13 protein-coding genes are annotated in these 17,506 nt (G+C 39.0%); 6 read left to right on the plus strand and 7 right to left on the minus strand.

Annotated features, from left to right (window positions below; translation table 11 throughout):
* Positions 1 to 790: calcium-binding protein (locus tag H6G83_RS13320; protein ID WP_277876333.1), on the plus strand; the 790-nt coding region annotated here is incomplete at its 5' end.
* Positions 791 to 938: 148 nt separating this feature from the next.
* On the opposite strand, the gene H6G83_RS13325 is transcribed toward H6G83_RS13320, so the two are convergent.
* The 3 genes from H6G83_RS13325 to H6G83_RS13335 all read right to left on the minus strand — a co-directional run bounded on the left by H6G83_RS13325 (position 939) and on the right by H6G83_RS13335 (position 3,722).
* Positions 939 to 2,081 carry a beta-ketoacyl-ACP synthase gene (locus tag H6G83_RS13325; protein WP_190472651.1) on the minus strand — a complete coding sequence of 381 codons (1,143 nt, stop codon included), beginning with the start codon at positions 2,079 to 2,081 and terminating at the stop codon, positions 939 to 941.
* Between the two features lie 69 nt (positions 2,082 to 2,150).
* Entirely contained in the window at positions 2,151 to 2,948 is a 798-nt protein-coding gene (locus H6G83_RS13330) for a peptidylprolyl isomerase (protein ID WP_190472654.1), read from the minus strand.
* 177 nt (positions 2,949 to 3,125) lie between these two features.
* Complete coding sequence (locus tag H6G83_RS13335; RefSeq protein WP_190473005.1) at positions 3,126 to 3,722, minus strand: photosystem I assembly protein Ycf4; 597 nt, start codon at positions 3,720 to 3,722, stop codon at positions 3,126 to 3,128.
* Positions 3,723 to 4,315: 593 nt separating this feature from the next.
* On the opposite strand from H6G83_RS13335, the gene psbD reads away from it, so the two are divergent.
* The 5 genes from psbD (at position 4,316) to H6G83_RS13360 (ending at position 9,689) form a co-directional block, all read left to right on the plus strand.
* A complete protein-coding gene (gene psbD, locus H6G83_RS13340) occupies positions 4,316 to 5,371 on the plus strand; it encodes a photosystem II D2 protein (photosystem q(a) protein) (RefSeq protein WP_067765766.1) in 1,056 nt (351 codons plus the stop codon).
* Positions 5,355 to 6,734: a photosystem II reaction center protein CP43 gene (gene psbC / locus H6G83_RS13345; RefSeq protein WP_190472657.1), complete on the plus strand. Its 1,380-nt coding sequence runs from the start codon at positions 5,355 to 5,357 to the stop codon at positions 6,732 to 6,734. Before psbD ends, psbC begins: the two co-directional genes overlap by 17 nt.
* 572 nt (positions 6,735 to 7,306) lie before the next feature.
* Positions 7,307 to 7,459, plus strand: a complete 153-nt coding sequence (locus H6G83_RS13350; RefSeq protein WP_190472660.1) for a hypothetical protein — start codon at positions 7,307 to 7,309, stop codon at positions 7,457 to 7,459.
* 100 nt (positions 7,460 to 7,559) lie between these two features.
* On the plus strand, positions 7,560 to 8,600 hold the full coding sequence (locus H6G83_RS13355; protein ID WP_190472662.1) for a hypothetical protein: 1,041 nt from the start codon (positions 7,560 to 7,562) through the stop codon (positions 8,598 to 8,600).
* Between the two features lie 45 nt (positions 8,601 to 8,645).
* Positions 8,646 to 9,689: a hypothetical protein gene (locus tag H6G83_RS13360; protein WP_190472665.1), complete on the plus strand. Its 1,044-nt coding sequence runs from the start codon at positions 8,646 to 8,648 to the stop codon at positions 9,687 to 9,689.
* Positions 9,690 to 9,717: 28 nt separating this feature from the next.
* On the opposite strand, the gene H6G83_RS13365 is transcribed toward H6G83_RS13360, so the two are convergent.
* From H6G83_RS13365 to H6G83_RS13380, 4 genes are all read right to left on the minus strand, one after another.
* Positions 9,718 to 14,250 carry a WD40 domain-containing protein gene (locus tag H6G83_RS13365; RefSeq protein ID WP_190472667.1) on the minus strand — a complete coding sequence of 1,511 codons (4,533 nt, stop codon included), beginning with the start codon at positions 14,248 to 14,250 and terminating at the stop codon, positions 9,718 to 9,720.
* A gap of 64 nt (positions 14,251 to 14,314) precedes the next feature.
* Positions 14,315 to 15,370 (minus strand): hypothetical protein, encoded by a 1,056-nt coding sequence (locus H6G83_RS13370; RefSeq protein WP_190472670.1) that lies wholly within the window; start codon positions 15,368 to 15,370, stop codon positions 14,315 to 14,317.
* A 73-nt stretch (positions 15,371 to 15,443) separates the two neighbouring features.
* Positions 15,444 to 16,427: a hypothetical protein gene (locus tag H6G83_RS13375; RefSeq protein ID WP_190472673.1), complete on the minus strand. Its 984-nt coding sequence runs from the start codon at positions 16,425 to 16,427 to the stop codon at positions 15,444 to 15,446.
* A gap of 355 nt (positions 16,428 to 16,782) precedes the next feature.
* Positions 16,783 to 17,352 carry a DUF2808 domain-containing protein gene (locus tag H6G83_RS13380; RefSeq protein ID WP_190472676.1) on the minus strand — a complete coding sequence of 190 codons (570 nt, stop codon included), beginning with the start codon at positions 17,350 to 17,352 and terminating at the stop codon, positions 16,783 to 16,785.
* Between the last annotated feature and the right edge of the window lie 154 nt (positions 17,353 to 17,506).

Consider the following 17,506-nt stretch of genomic DNA (forward strand, 5'->3'; position numbering starts at 1 on the left):
TAATTCCTCGGTGAACTTCACCCTGGGATTTGGTTTAGAAAACCTGACATTGACAGGTTCTGCCAACATTAATGGTACTGGCAATAGCAATAACAACGTCATCACTGGCAACATTGGTAATAACAGTCTGCTTGGTGGTGATGGCAATGATACCTTGTTTGGTGGTGATGGCAATGATGTCCTTGACGGTGGGTTAGGCGCAGATAGTCTCAATGGTGGTAATGGCAATGACACCTACTTCGTAGATAACGTAGGTGATGTAGTTATAGAAGCGACTAACGATGCACTCGGTGGTGTCGATACAGTCAATTCCTCGGTGAGCTTCATCCTGGGATTTGGGCTAGAAAACCTGACATTGACAGGTTTTGCCAACATTAATGGTGCTGGCAATAGCAATAACAACATCATTACTGGCAACAGTGGCAACAACATTCTTTCTGGTGCTGATGGCAATGATACCCTCAATGGCGGTGCAGGTGCTGATATCCTGTTTGGTGGTAACGGCAATGATGTCCTCATTGGCGGTCTCGGTGATGATACCCTTATTGGCGGTGCTGGTGCAGATAAGTTCGTTTTCAACAGCTTATCTCAAGGAATTGATTTCATCCTAGACTTTAATCTTTCTGAGTTGGACAAAATTCAAATTTCTCAGTCAGGTTTTGGCACTAGCTCCTTAAATAGCTTCAGCTACAACTCCTTAACCGGGAACTTGTCTTTCCAAGGCACTGTATTTGCTAACATCACCAATACCAGTTTTGTTCCTAGCTTAGGTATTGAGTTTATCGCCTAAAATTTAGGAGCTATGGGCGCTGTTAGCGTTTGCTGAGTGATATCAATCCGGCAAAATAAGGCGAGAGTATGAATTATATAGGGGTTTACAGTGTAAGCCCCTATATTTTGTAGTAAAAATTTTGGGAAATGGTGTAGAGGTGTTAGAGTTAATTTCCTAAAGCGATCGCCGTATTCTGTCCACCAAAGCCAAAACTCAAACACAAAACCCGTTGGATGTGGCTGTAATTTGCTGTAGTTACTATATTCAAATCAAATTCTGATTTCTGTAACCCCACACAGGGCGGTAGTATTTTTCGCTCCTTCGCCAGAAGTGAAAAAGCTACGCCTAAAGCACCTGATGCGCCTAAAGTATGACCTGTACTACCTTTAGTAGAGCTAATTGCTACTTTTGCCGGAAATATTTTTTTGATAACTTGGCTTTCTATCTGGTCATTTAGCTGGGTAGCTGTACCGTGAGCGTGGATGTAATCAATATCAGTCGATGTTAGCCGACTACGTTCTAAACATTGCTTGATAGAGGCGATCGCACTCCTACCTTCAGGGTCTAATTGATTACTATGATAAGCGTCATTTGTCAAGGCAAAACCTAAAATTTCTCCATAAATCTTTGCCTGACGTTGCTTGGCTAACTCTTTTGACTCCAAGACAAAGACAGCCCCACCTTCACCTAATACCAAGCCCTCACGATTGATATCAAAAGGGTAAGCGCCTGTTTTTGCTAAAGCCCCCATTTGTTGAAACCCCGACAGAGTTAAGGGTGTAATTGGTGCTTCCGTAGCGCCTGCGATCGCCCGTTGATATTGTCCTGTTTGAATGAGAATGGCTGCTTGGGCGATCGCCCAAATCCCTGTAGCACAAGCCGCCATTGGTGAGATAATTGCCCCTGTTGCGCCAATTTGCCGCGCTGTAGCGATCGCGTTCATGTGGGGTAAAGTATCTAACCAATTTTCTAATTTCTCGGCGCGGGAATCTTCATCAGCATAGAATTTCCGGGCTAGTCTTTCCCACGAGGCTTGATAACTACGACTAGAACCTATGACTACTGCACAATCAGTTAAAGGTGGTACTAAATCAGCATCTTTGATTGCCGCATCCACAACCGTCCTAGTTAAGCTTTGTAAACTACTGGGCTTGTCCCTAATTAAGCCTAGAGGTAGAGGTGCTAACTCTGGAAATGGTTGATGCCATTTTATGCCAGACTTACCCGCAATTAAACTTTGCCAACTCTCCTCTAGACTTTTACCCAAGGCTGAAACTAGCCCAATACCAGTAATTACAACTTCGATCATTTAGGATTAGGGACTGGGGATTGGGGATTGGGGACTAGGAAAAAACAGAGTAAAATCTCAACTCAGCAATTAAGATTGCCCAGTTTTCAAATTTTCAGCACCTTGGGTAACTTCAGCAGAGTCGATGCGATCGCCTTGCTGAATTTGGTTCACTACATCAAAACCTTGAGTAACGTAACCAAATACAGCATAGTTACCATCAAGGAAGCCCAAATCAGCTAAGGCAAAGTAAAACTGAGAAGAAGCAGAGTCTGGTTGTTGCGATCGCGCCATTGCTACCGCCCCTTGTTTATGCTGTAGCTCTGGTGGTTTTGTTATCCGAGCAGACTCTAATGTCTTGCCATAAATTGGCTCTTTTTCTCCTTTGGGCTTAATTTCCAAAGGAATACGGCGTTCGTTGTTAGTTTTTGGGTCAACATAACCACCAGTTCCCCAAAGGTTGCGATCACTTTTTGGATCTTTACTTTGAGGATCGCCACCTTGAACTACGAAAGGTTGAGGCTCGCGAACCACTCTATGGAAAACTGTACCGTCGTAAACACCCTTCTGTACTAAATCAACAAAATTGCCAGCTGTGATTGGGGCATTTGTACCGTCTACTTCAACAGTAATAGGCGACCCTTTAACCGTAATTACCACAGTAGCTTTGCCTTCGAGGCGTGGTAAAGAATTTGTCATTCCCGGATTACTCTCACTAGTGGTTTGAGAAACAGATGTTGCTTCAGTACTTGCCGTGGTAGTTGTTTCAACGGCTGTAGTAGATGTTGGAGAAGAATTATTTCCCACCTCCTGTGCATTACAGCCTGCCAACATCAGGGAACCGATGAGCAAAAACGCAACCAAGAATCTTGAAAATTTTAACCGCATTGTCAATTACTGACTCAACCAAAGTATATTAGCTTCTTTTGGGGATAGGAGATGAGGAGAGATGGGCGAGTAGAGGAAGTAGCGGGAGATGGAGAAGATTTTGTAACTCCCTCATCTCCCTCATCTCCCTGTTCCCCTCCTTGGAGGGGTTAGGGGTGGGTTACTCCCTCATCGCTCCTAAAGCCCTTCCAAAGGTACTCCTAAAAACCGAGCTAACTGTGCGCCTTGAGTTTCTAGTTCTGCCAAGGGTAAAGGTTGACCGACTCTAGTTAAAGGAATGTCCCGACGGCCTTTTATACGCAAGTAAAGGGCGCGGCGAGGGTTTAAACCTTCTTTGATATCTATGCGTACAGACTGTATATCTTGTACACGACTATCAATTTCAATCCGGCGGTTTTTCCCAGGAAATCCCCAACGGAAAATTTTGATATAACCTGTTTCACGATTGAAATCGTTATAACCGCCCCCTACATCCCAGAGGATAACCAGCCACAAATACAAGGCTAAAAGCAAGCCTGCCGTGCCATATAATCCCATTACCAACCCTTGGGGTACAAATATGAGTTGAGTTGGATCAGTAACTATGAGTAAATTAACTTTGAGGTAACTAGATATACCTGCCAACAAAAAGCCAGTAGCCCCCAGTGTGACAACACTGGCCCACCAGTAGTTGCTAAAACGACGAGAACCGAGAACCTTTTGATGGAGGACGCTAGAAGCTGAACTATCACCATTAGGTGAATCGCCTTTGTTAACTGTTGTTGATGCCGTCATGGAAATATCTTGGCCCGTGAGTTCTTCCCTTTTAGAGTCTGCCACTTGAACAGGATGTCTTGCAAGCTGGTCATTAGTCATTAGTCATTAGTCATTAGTCCATAGTCCATAGTCAACAGTCCCCTTTCCCTCTTCTCTAATCCCCAATCCCCAATCCCCAATCCCCAATCCCCAGCCCCCAATCCCCAATCCCCAATCTCCAGCCCCCAATCCCCAATCCCCAGCCCCAATTTTAAGATTTCTGAGAAAACCTGTGTCAAATTGTAAAATTTCTGATATTGATAGTATTTAATAGGTTCATAAGAAATACTTGATTCACTTGTGTGAATTGAGCAAAACCTGAACTAATGTGATAAGTTAAGAAGCATTAAGATACCAAAAGCTAGGTAACTAGTTGATGGTACGTGTAAGGGCATAAGCCTGAGAAATGCTGACTTAGATAGTTAGTAGGCTCTCAGGAACTCAGCACTAACAAGCTGCTGAGAATGTCAAAAAAAACGTTATTTCCTCGCGGTAGTAGCTTAAAGTCGGAAAAACCAACCAAAGCACTGCTTAAAGACGTTGCAATTTTAGTAAAAGAGGATTTTAGTTAAATGACCATCGCAGTAGGACGCGCCCCCAGTAGAGGGTGGTTTGACGTACTAGACGACTGGTTAAAGCGCGATCGCTTCGTATTCGTAGGTTGGTCAGGAATATTACTATTCCCCTGCGCCTTCCTCGCACTAGGCGGTTGGCTAACCGGCACAACCTTCGTCACCTCCTGGTACACCCACGGACTAGCATCATCCTACCTGGAAGGAGCAAACTTCCTGACAGTAGCAGTATCCAGCCCAGCAGACAGCATGGGACATTCCCTGCTGTTGTTATGGGGGCCAGAAGCCCAAGGCGACTTCACCCGTTGGTGTCAGCTAGGCGGTTTATGGACATTCGTAGCATTACACGGAGCCTTTGGTCTCATCGGCTTCATGCTGCGTCAGTTTGAAATTGCCCGTTTAGTAGGCATCAGACCCTACAACGCCCTAGCATTTTCAGCACCCATCGCGGTATTCGTCAGCGTATTCTTGATGTACCCCTTGGGACAATCGTCTTGGTTCTTCGCACCCAGTTTTGGTGTAGCGGCAATCTTCCGTTTCTTACTATTCCTGCAAGGGTTCCACAACTGGACACTCAACCCCTTCCACATGATGGGCGTAGCGGGTGTACTAGGTGGAGCGCTATTGTGTGCCATCCACGGTGCAACAGTAGAAAACACCCTATTTGAAGACGGCGAAGGGGCAAACACCTTCCGCGCCTTCAACCCCACCCAATCAGAAGAAACCTACTCAATGGTGACAGCAAACCGCTTCTGGTCACAGATATTCGGGATTGCTTTCTCCAACAAACGCTGGTTACACTTCTTCATGTTGTTCGTACCTGTAACAGGGTTGTGGATGAGTGCAGTAGGTATTGTCGGTTTGGCATTGAACCTACGGGCTTATGACTTCGTATCCCAAGAGTTACGTGCAGCAGAAGACCCAGAATTTGAAACCTTCTATACCAAGAACATTTTGCTGAACGAGGGTATCCGCGCTTGGATGGCTCCTCAAGACCAGCCTCACGAAAAATTTGTATTCCCCGAAGAGGTACTACCCCGTGGTAACGCTCTCTAATACCTTAAGCGGCGGACGCGACCAAGAATCCTCCGGTTTTGCTTGGTGGTCTGGTAATGCTCGCTTAATCAACTTATCCGGTAAATTGCTGGGCGCTCACGTTGCTCACGCTGGCTTGATTGTATTCTGGGCTGGGGCAATGACCCTATTTGAAGTGGCTCACTTCGTTCCAGAAAAACCAATGTACGAGCAAGGTCTCATCCTTCTCCCTCACCTCGCTACCCTTGGATGGGGTGTAGGCGCTGGTGGTGAAGTTATCGACACCTTCCCCTACTTCGTAGTTGGTGTACTGCACTTAATTTCATCTGCTGTACTTGGCTTTGGTGGTATCTACCACGCCGTTCGCGGCCCAGAAACCTTAGAAGAGTACTCTTCTTTCTTTGGTTATGACTGGAAAGACAAGAACAAGATGACCAACATCATCGGCTTCCACCTGATCATTTTGGGATGCGGTGCGTTGCTGTTGGTATTGAAAGCAATGTTCTTTGGTGGTGTCTATGACACCTGGGCCCCTGGTGGCGGTGATGTACGTGTAATCACTAACCCCACCCTGAACCCAGCAGTAATCTTCGGTTATTTGCTCAAAGCTCCCTTCGGTGGCGAAGGCTGGATTGTCAGCGTCAATAACATGGAAGATGTTATCGGCGGTCACATCTGGGTTGCTTTACTTTGCATCTCTGGCGGTATTTGGCACATCCTCACCAAGCCTTTTGGTTGGGCGCGTCGTGCGTTCATCTGGTCTGGTGAAGCTTACCTTTCCTACAGCTTAGGCGCTTTGTCCTTGATGGGCTTCATCGCTTCTTGTATGGTTTGGTACAACAACACCGTTTACCCCAGCGAATTTTTCGGCCCCACTGGCCCTGAAGCGTCTCAAGCTCAAGCTTTGACCTTCTTAATTCGTGACCAACGCTTAGGTGCTAACGTTGGTTCTGCTCAAGGCCCCACAGGTCTTGGTAAATACTTGATGCGCTCTCCTTCTGGTGAAATCATCTTCGGTGGTGAAACCATGCGCTTCTGGGACTTCCAAGGTCCTTGGTTAGAGCCTCTACGTGGCCCTAACGGTCTTGACCTAGATAAAATCAAGAACGATATTCAGCCTTGGCAAGCTCGTCGTGCTGCTGAATACATGACTCACGCTCCTCTGGGTTCTTTGAACTCTGTGGGTGGTGTGGCTACCGAAATTAACTCTTTCAACTACGTATCTCCTCGTGCGTGGTTGGCTACTTCTCACTTCGTGTTAGGCTTCTTCTTCTTAGTTGGTCACTTGTGGCACGCTGGACGCGCTCGCGCTGCGGCTGGTGGTTTTGAGAAGGGTATCGACCGTGAGACAGAACCAGTATTGTTCATGAATGACCTTGACTAGGTTCTCAGTTTTCTTTCATCACTGACAATCAAACGCTTTTTTGGCTCTTGCGTAACAGCAAGAGCTTTTTTTATCGAAACAATCGGGTCTAAAACCTTGCCGTTTAGGGCAAAATGTTTTTGGAGTGAGGTATATAGCAGGGGACAGGGGACAGGTGACAGCTTCAAAAGCTAATATAAGGGTTTTATAATTTACCTATGTCCTAACCTATGTGGCTACTGCTATAAATCCTCGTTACAAAAACGGCCTCCTGCCTCCGGCCTTCGTTAACACGCAGCCTCTTCTAGAAGCTCAGTTAAATTTTGGTTAACTTACTCAATTTTGTTTACTAGGTTCTGTGGTTCATAAGAAATACTGCCTCTAAGAATTTTTAGCTCACGCAAAGGCGCATTCGCGTAGCGTCTGTATACGACACGCTCCGCGTTCGCGTAGCGTCCCGTAGGGAACGTAGAGAAGACGCAAAGAAGGAAATTTATAGGTATTTTTTGACTAGCAAGGGAGTAAATGCTGTTTTGTCCAGAAAATATTCTCAGTTAGACTAGAGTTAACTTATCCAATTAGGTTTTGTAAAGATGGAATCTCCTAAAACTAACGAGCAAGAAACTCTTTCTCAACTAAAAAGTGTAGCTGTAACTCAACCTGTAACTCAACCTATTGATACTACTCAGTCGATTAAGCTGCGTCGTCAAAGGAATGGACAGTATACAGGCTCTTTGATTGGGTAACTAATAGATTCAATATTAATTCCGTATATTTCTGGCTAGAGGTTTGTTTCTTGTAAAGCATCAGTTGATAAGCCTCTAGATTTTTTTGAGAAAATTAATTATGAAACGAATTAAAATTTATCCTGCTCGTTTTAAACAATTTGGAGAAGTTAGAGATAGTATATTCTACTTAGTAACAAATTCTCATTTACTTAAAATATTTGAATTGGATATATCTACAGATTATCGGCAAGTTAAAACGATTGTGTATGACTCAAAAGATAATTTTCTGAATATCCTAAAAACTCAAATTACTGAACCAGCCCATATTCTTGTAATTGCACCAGATTGTTTATTTGAGTCTGTTCCTCCAAATATTTTGGGAGCAAAACGTAAACTATTAATTCTTGCTTGTCATTCTGCGCCAACATCACTTGAATCTATTGAATACTTTCTGAGATATGGTGAACAAACCGATCCCATAGAACAAGAAAAAATGGCAGAGCAGTTTTTTCACCATTGCGAATCTACTGATAGCTTAAAGTTTATCGATACAGAATATAAAACCATAGCAGAATTCCATCATCTGAATGAACATTATGGATGGCATGAACAATTAGGAATGTTAGGCTGGGGAGAACAACAAATTTTTCCGTCAGGAGAGATTGCCTGTTTTCTTGTCCCTTTAAAAGGAATCAATCAACTGCCAGATATAAAATTTGATTTGAACGGTGAAATTACTTTAAGAGGCTATCCTGTAGTTCACTCAGGTCATCCATCATTCTTACGAGAAGACCAAGAACGAATTTATCAAAATCTTTCGGCTTTTAGAAACTATCCTATAATTGCAAAATTGAAAAATGGCATTATTATAGATATTCGAGCAACACATCCTTCAACGCAACCAGCAGTAAAAATATTAGAATCAATGTTCATGGTTGATTCTAGATTCCGGCAAATATTTGAAATAGGCTTTGCTATCAATAATCAGATTCAAATTTTCCCTCAAAATAATGCCATGAATGAAGTTTATGGTGGCAAAAAAGGATGTATTCATTTCGGTTTAGGAATGCTGCCTTATACCCAGTATCATATAGATTTAATCTGCCCCAATATAAAAGTACTCGGTAAAAATGATGAAATTATATTTGGAGGCAATTAATTATCACATTTTAATCACTTAACATTTATATTAAGGAACAGACTAGTGACAAAAATTACTATTTACCCTGAGTATATGCGTCAATTCGGTAAAGCACAAGGAAGTACATTTTGTCTTGTTACTAATTCTCGTTTAATTAATCAATTTATACTTCACAAAGGAAATAAATATAAAAATTATAAAATTATTTCCTATGATCCAGAAGATAACTTTACAGAAATCATCAGGAATCAAACTCCTGAAATGTCTCACATTCTTGTCATTGCCCCAGATTGTTATTTTCGCTCACCTGATCCACTGGAACTGGGGAATTATAGAAAACTTTGTGTCATGCCTTGTAATTCAACACCTACATCGGTAGAAGCTATTAATCATTTTCTCCACTCTGCTAAACGCATTAACCCCTATGAGCATGAAAAGGTGGCTGAACAGTTATTTATAAATTTTGCAGAAGCGACTCAAATAAAATTTATTGACGAGCAATATAAAACAGTGTGCGAATTTCAGCATTTAAATGATTATTTACAGTGGCATGAACAAATTGGAGAGCTTAATTGGGGTGAACAACAGTTATTTCCTGCAGGAGAAATTAGTGTTTTACCTGTAGAACTATTTGCTTTAAATTTAAATAGTAGATTAGAGATGAATGGGGAATTAGCTTTAAAAGGAATTCCTATAGTTCATTCTGGTATATGTTCTTTTTTACCAGAAGATCAAGCAAGGATTTTTCAGGATTTATCTAAAATTCAGGAACACGCTGTCATTGTTAGTTTATATAAAGGTTTTATTACTAAAATAGAAGCTTCTCATCCAGACGCAAAACTAGCTGCGGATATGTTAAATGCGATGTGCGAAGTCGATTCTAGATACCGCGTGATTGTAGAGATTGGATTTTCTATTAATAATACTTTTAAATTATTTCCAGAAAATTGTGCGATGAATGAAGTTTATGCTGCTACTACTAATGGTACGGTCCATTTTGGAATAGGATTAATTCCTCATACTCAATATCATGTAGATATTATCTGTCCATTTATTAAAGTACTTGGTAAAAATGAGCAATTAATATTTGGCGGCATGATATCTTGATATCTATTGATAAAGTCAAGTTAATTAATTAAACCTCTATGGAATATTCTTGCTCAGGCAAGATATCATCAACTGCTCCCAAAGCTTTTAGAGTAGATATCTCTGTCTCAGTTAAACCCATTATTTTGGTAATATTCATTCCTTGATAAGGTCCATCTGCCTTTAATGTTTGATAGCAATCAAAAGTTTCTAAATTCCAAAGTTTTATAGTCTCATCTTGACTACTACTGGCTAATATTCCATCATTCCTAAATGCAACAGAGCGAACCCACTTATTGTGTCCTCTAAGAACTTTTAAACATTTACCAGTTTGAACATCCCAAAGTCTCACCGTTGTATCATCACTACCACTAGCTAGAATTTTACTATCAGGGCTAAAAGCAACTGATACAACTTTATCTTTATGACCCTTCAAAAGGTGAAAATCTATAACTTCAAATTTTTTATCAGTATTGACCTTCCAAATTTTAATCGTCTTATCATCACTGCTACTTGCTAAGTATTCACCATTAGCACTAAAAGCAACTGCCCTCACCCTACCTTTATGTACCTCTAAATGTTGGACAAATTTCCCAGTTTGACCGTTCCACTGCCAAATTATTATCTTTTTGTCATCACTACCACTAGCTAAGAAATTGCCATGAGGATGAAAAGCCACGGATCTGACCCTATCTTTATGACCTTCATGAAAATTGTTACGTGTTTCCAACGTTTCCAGGCATTCTTCAGCATTAATATCCCATATTTTTATTGTCGTATCTTCGCTGCCACTGGCTAAAGTTTTGCCATCAGGACTGAATGCAACTGACAATATCCAGTTCTTGTGACCCTCCAATTTTTTGAGAAGTGTTCCAGTTTCAACATTCCAAATCTTGACAATTTTTTCATCACTGCCAGTTGCTATAATGCTGGAATCTGAAGGATGAAAAGTAACTGACCATACCCAATAGCTCTGTTCCAAAAACTCTTTAATACATGAGTATTGTGTTTCACTGTCAGAACGCAAATCCCAGAGTCGAACTTTTTGATCCTCACTGCCATTAACTAAATACTTTCCATCATTACTAAAAGCGACTGACCATACTCTATCAGTTTGTCCTTCAAATGTTTGGAGACATTTGCCTTCCTGAACATGCCAAATTTTCACTGTTTTATCTTCACTACCACTAGCTAGCTTGCTACCATCAAGGGTAAAAGCAACTGACCTAATTCGACTTTTATGACCTATAAATGTTCTGAATGGTTCAAGGGTGTCAATATCATAAATTCTGAGAACTGCATCGTCACTAGCTACGGCTAGTTTCCGATCATCATTAGGACTAAAGGCCAGCCCCCAAATGCGGCTTTCACCCAACTTGAGTATTTTTAGGCATTTATGATTTAGGCAATCAAAAATTCTGACAGTTGCATCGGCGCTTCCACTAGCAATCAGCTGACCATCACGGTTAAAAGCAACTGCTTGTACCCTTTCTTCGTGATCTGTAAAAACTTTAATTGGCTTACCTATTTCTGTATCCCAAAGTATTACCTTTTTGTCATCACTACCACTAACCAGACTATTGCTACAGGGACTAAAAGCAAGAGACCATACTCGCATCTGATGACCTGTCAAGGTACGTATAAAACTTCCTGTTTTAATATCCCAGAGCTTAATAGTTGCATCATCACTACCACTGGCAAGAAGCAAGCCATCTTTATCAAAGGCAACACAACGTACCCAATCATCGTGAGATTGTTCTTCCTCAAGTAACTCTGTCAAGGTTTTTAAGTGTTCACCTGTCTTCACATCCCAAATTTTGACTGTTTTATCATCGCTAGCACTTGCCAATTTATGACCATCAGGAGGACTAAACTTAACTGACCATACCCAATTTTTGTGATCTTTAAATTTTTGCAGTAGATGACCATCTGTAACATTCCATACACAAATTTCTCCGCTAGAATCACCTGTTGCGACAGCATTACCGTGGGGACTCAAAGCGACTGCTAAAACATGACTAAGCTTGTTTGTAAAAATTGAGTTAGTGATATCAGCACCAGAAAAATTAGTTCCTTTTAACTCCACCCCTTGTAAGTACGCTTGTCTTATGGCTAAAGATGAAAAATTTCTTCCATTTAAATTTCCTGTAAGATTATAAATAAAATTTACCAAGTTTCCGCCTGCATATCCAGGTTTTAAGGGTGATTCTGTTTGTAGCTTTTTAATAATTTCTTCTAGCCTTTTTTCAAGGTTACTGGCACTTCCAAAAATATTAATTAAGCGTTTTTGAATTGGTTCAAGTATCAATCGACGTTGAATATCTCGCACATATTCACCCGTAGTTGCCTTGAGTAAAGCATAGTTATTGAAGAAATTGATGTCACCAGTTTTCAATTCTTCTGTTACTTGGCTTACCAAGCGTTCAATCATATACTCCATTATTACTGGATGAAGTGAAAAAACACTAACATCTCTGGCTTCTATGACCTTGGTTTCTTCTGAAGATACTTTTGCTTGAGGTATAATCTTTTGAATTTTCCCTTTTTGTATAGATAATTGATTCTGTAAAGATTGTAGAATGAAATCTACTTTTTGTTGTGCTATTGGCGATAAAATATCATCTTTAAGTTCTAAAATTGAAACACCCTTTTGGTTAATTGCCAGCCAGTACATAACATCTTTTTCATCATCTGACAATTGTTCAAAGTGCCAATCCAGAAGTTGATGTATGGTTTCAAAAATAGTTTTTCCAGTCTGAAAAAATTCAGCTATGTTACCAGAACAAACATCAATAATATAGTTTGTTGCTAGCTTTAAAGCTAAAGGATTACCATTATAAAACTCAATAATCTCCTTCCATTCTTCTTCTGTACCAGTTAAAGATTCAAATCGAGAATTAGCAATAAATTGCATCAATTGTTTACCAGCCATCTCATTTAATCCGTTGAGATGTAAAGAGCGAACATAACTGTTAACCACTTCAAGTTCAGCAATCTCTGGGTGTTTTTCACGACTGGTAATCATTAAACAGCTTTGATGCTTAATTTCACCAATCTTCCTAAAAAGAGTTCCATAATTTTCATATTCTTTATCATATTTACCACGATGTTCTCCTTTTTTTAATATTGATTCTGCATTATCAAATATTAAAAGGCATCTGTATTTATTTAGTAAATTTAATAATATTTGAATTTGAGAATTAATCTCATTGGAGAAATCAATTTCTTGGGATAAAAATCGAATAATTTCTGGCAAAATATCTTTAAGCAGTCTTCCTTCTCGAAGCGATCGCCAAATCACATAGTCAAACTGCTCCGTAATTTCTCTTGCCAATTTTAAAGATAAATCAGTTTTGCCGATTCCTCCCCTACTGAGTCTTAAAGATAAATCAGTTTTACCAATTCCTCCCATTCCTAAGATAGCTACTATCCGACAACGCTCTTCAATAATCCATTTTCTTAGCGTCTCTATTTCTTTCTCTCGTCCAAAAAATCTACTAGTATCAGGTGCTCTTTCCCAGTCTTGTTTTGCTATAGGATGACTTACTTGCTCTTGCGTTGAAATTTTATTTGCATCTTCAGAAAATTTTTGATGTAGAGGGTGTTCTCTAGGTGCTAATTGAGAAAGAGTATAAGCTAAATTTTTATAAGCTTTTCTTAAATCTGCCGAACTAGCTTTTCTGTTTTCTTCAACAGCTAATTTCTCTTTATAGTCATAATAGGCTATATAAGGAATTTTTAGATCAATAAATGCTCGTTCTCTAAACTTTAATAAACTATTATTAAATACTTCTTGTTCAATTCCAAAAAGATTTTCAAACTCATCTTGAAAAGCATCCAAAGATTCTTTTTCAAAGATATTAACTCTACTAGGAACAAATATCAAAGATATTTTTCTATTATCTCTCTTTTTGATAAGTTCAGGATTGGTTAAGCTTTTTGCTACTTTGTGTACACCATAAATGCTTTGATCTTGTGTTGTTACGAACATGACTACTACATCAGCTAGATGATGGGTGCAAACTCCACCCATTTCAGTTATACCTGTGCGGCTGTCAATTAATATAACATCAGCTCTTGCTTTAAGATTCTTGATTAACTGCTCAAAAAAATTATTACCTTGTTGATTAATATAAAAATCATCAAAGTCAAAAGCTCGGACACTCGCAGCATATTCTATAAATTCGTTACGACAACCGGATGGGATGAAAGATAATGTACCACCTGCATCACTTGGGTGATCAACATTTATAATAAAATCATCAAGAGATTGAGGATTTGCGAAAAATTTCTCTGCTACATTTGACAACCTTTTAGATTCTTTATCCTGGCTAAATCCCATATTATATAAAGCGAAAAATTTTTTATAGCGATTTAATAAATCAATTACACCGCATTTTTCTTGCCATTTTCCATGATTGTAAGAACTAGAATTTAAAAAGAAACGCTCTAGTCCGGGGGCTTCTAAATCAAAATCTATCATTAAAACTTTCAGCCCATACTCGTATAGTAATTTGGCTATATTAGCTAGGGCCATTGAACGCCCTGTTCCACCCTTATAAGAATAAAATGTATATATCATAACATCTTTAATGAAATTCTAGTCCTTTGCGTTATTATTTTCTAGTTTATTAATCAATAGATTATTAACCATTAAAAAACTGTGTATTTATGTCTTCAGATTTGTATAAATCTTTAATTCGACTTTTTAACTCAATCCCAAACTGTGTCAGCCAATATTCGTCGTTTTCACATTGGATTTGTATATACTCGCTTCTTTCTCTTTGTCTATCCTGCCTACGGATGCTAGCCTCCATCTCTGAGATTTGTAACTCAATAATGACAGACATTTCTGTAATCACTCTTATCCAATTGTCTCTTGCTATCGTAAACAGTGTGGTATTGGGAGATACATCAATTGAGGAAAGTTGCAGAGACTTTTGAATTTTAGGGTGTCGCACCGAAACAGTATCGACGATGACAAGACATCCATTTTGACGTAATTTTTTCAGCCTAGCTCGGTTTTGAATTGTATTGATGGTCTGAATGTCTAGAAATTCAGCAGTTAAAGGACGCTTATAGTCTGTTTCTTGAATTGCTTGATTGACTAACTCTTGTATGGTTAATGAACTACCACTATTTGCAAAAGGTCTCCACAAAGAAGGTTTATCACCGTAGTATTCAATCCATTCATTCTCTTCGTTAGTATTATTGCCGTAAAGTGCATTTACTATTTTCTGAAAATCCTCACACAACTTACTCCGATCATAAATACAAGCTTTTCCTGAAGCTAACTCTCCGGCTTCTGCTTGAGTCATCACAACAAGTACAATCGGTATAGGGTATGGTTCTATTTCTTGATTAGGTGAAAACTTTTTTAGGTCATTAATGTAAATATTTATGAGAGTTTGGGCTTGAGTTACACTGTCTACAGACCAGTTCGATTGTATGTAATTGAGATTATCAGATTGATTAATAAAATCACTGAGTACTTGTTTGTTTAAATCCTTTGCGTATTTTTGTAGAATATGAATCAAGATATTGTACAACTTTTGTCCAGAATCGGAATTAAAAGAATAACCTAATGTCTCTATTTGTGTTTCAATCTCTGTTAATATATCCTTCCAAGTAGAATCTTGAATAGCATTTTTTAAATCATTCCATTTTGGACGTATATTTGCGTCGTTCTCACTATTTACCATATTTTTTGGTTCACCAATAAGACTTTTTGGGAATATTTAATAATGAACAGGGTTTATGTTTCTTATTAAAAGTTCATTTTTCTTTTTGCTGATTGTTATAATTATTAATTATTCTGATTATTCTTTCTGCTTGATTTACAGTTCTTACTTGCCAGCCAGACTGAGAAAATAATGAAGCATTTCGCTGCTGACTAACTGCTTTAATCTGATTCTTAATCTCTTCTATGTGCTGCTTTAAGGATTCAGAGTTGTTATTTATTAATTCTAGAATTTCGGTATTATTTATTAAGTTTTCTCTAATCTCATCTTGATTTTCGTTAACTGACTTAATCAATTCCTCTAACGTATCTAATTGAGCTAGTATTTGTGGCAAATGCTTGGCAAAATCTCGAAAGGTATCTTCTAAATCTTGTACTGTAAGTTGAGTAATCTGTAAATTGCTCAAATTATTATTAATTTGTCTTAATAAGAAAGTCTGCAAAACATTTACAAGAACTGGTTTATTCCTAATTTCATCTGCAAAAAAAGCACACATCCGTTCAAACAAACCAGTTTCTATTTGTTCAACTTTCTGTAGATAAAATAAAGGAGGATTGTCTTGACGAATTGATAATTTTAATCTTTCCCGAACAGAGTTTATGCTATTTTTAGATAAATCGTCACCTAATAATAGTAAATCTTGAATTTCTTGTGGTGAAGAAATAGGCGTAATCGATAGTTGCTCTTGATTTAACTGTTTTAAATCCCTTTTTAGCTGTCTTTCTTTTTCATAAATCCATTCTCTGTCTTGAGAAGAAACAGCAACCCTTACAGAGGAACTTCGTTGACTTTCTAGCTCTTGACGGCAATCTGAAACAATGCTTTGCTGTGCTAGTAGAAATGCTCGTGTAGTTGCTTTTTGCAACTCCTGATTGTTCGGTACATTTCCCTGCTGAAAATAATTAACGATAGTTTTAAATCCCTTACTAGCACCTTCAGTAAATAGCTGATCGGTTCGATTACCAACAATACCCGATAAAGCGGCTAATAAAAACCATGCCCAAGTGATTGGTTCCATAGCAATACCCTAACTACATTTTAGTTCTTGTAATGAGCCGAAGCACATATATAAAAAATTGCCCGAAAGCTACCTGTTAGGTGTTCATCCTTACTAACTCAAAAAGATTCTTGTGTTTACTATACCAAAAACTATAACGTCATAATCGCTTTAAAACTGGCAAAATAGCTGATGAAGGGTTGTATTTGCCCAATTGTTCAACTAGCTCGCTGATAAGTTCTGCTTAATGCTGTTTACGCTTATGCTCATAAAATATTTAGTTTAATCTCAATTAAAATTGATACTTAAAATATTAGTAATTTTTAATACTATTGTAAATAATTTAATTTTTGCACTATGTACGTAATCACAACCCTTACCAGAAAGGGAAAAAGCTACTGCCGTAGTTGTAAAACTGTAATCTGCCGAAACCGAGAAATTGGCTGTGGGTTTTTTCACCTGGGGGAGATGCTGTCACCCCAAATAAATAAACTCCTGAAATTGATGGGTTTTGCCAAGGTTTTAAGCCTATGGTGACTGTTTTACCTGGGGATACTGGCGGATCAAATGTGATGGATACTGTTCTGGTTTGACGGTTCTGTGTTACATCTTTTAAATTGATGCGATCGCCTCTGCGGGAGCGTGTACCCTCAAAAGCAAAGCTGTCTTTCAGGTCGAAGCGGACATCATCTACTCCCTCATGCTGGTTAATTGTGATCTGTTGTAGAGGTTCGCTGGCTTTTTCTGGCACACTAACTGTGAAATAATACGTCGCACCCCAGATATTGACTTGATTGTATGTGGTTGCAGCTTCTACAAGTCGCGGTGGTTCTACAAAATAGACTGTACCATCACGCAATTGAATTGCTTGGCTCGGTGCAATGATACATCCGTTGATGATGGCTACGCTAGCGATCGCTCTCCCTAATAATACTGCAAGGCGCATAACTCTACTTGTTTAACCAGTTAGATAATAATTATAACCCGTAGAAATTGTTAAAAATTTGCTAAAAAAATTTACATTTATTAGTAATAAATCATCAAAATAACGATTGTTACTGAACAATACAATTGTTTTGTAAAAGATAATTGATATCTAT

This window comes from Anabaena azotica FACHB-119 (assembly GCF_014697625.1).
Lineage (GTDB): Bacteria > Cyanobacteriota > Cyanobacteriia > Cyanobacteriales > Nostocaceae > Trichormus > Trichormus azoticus_A.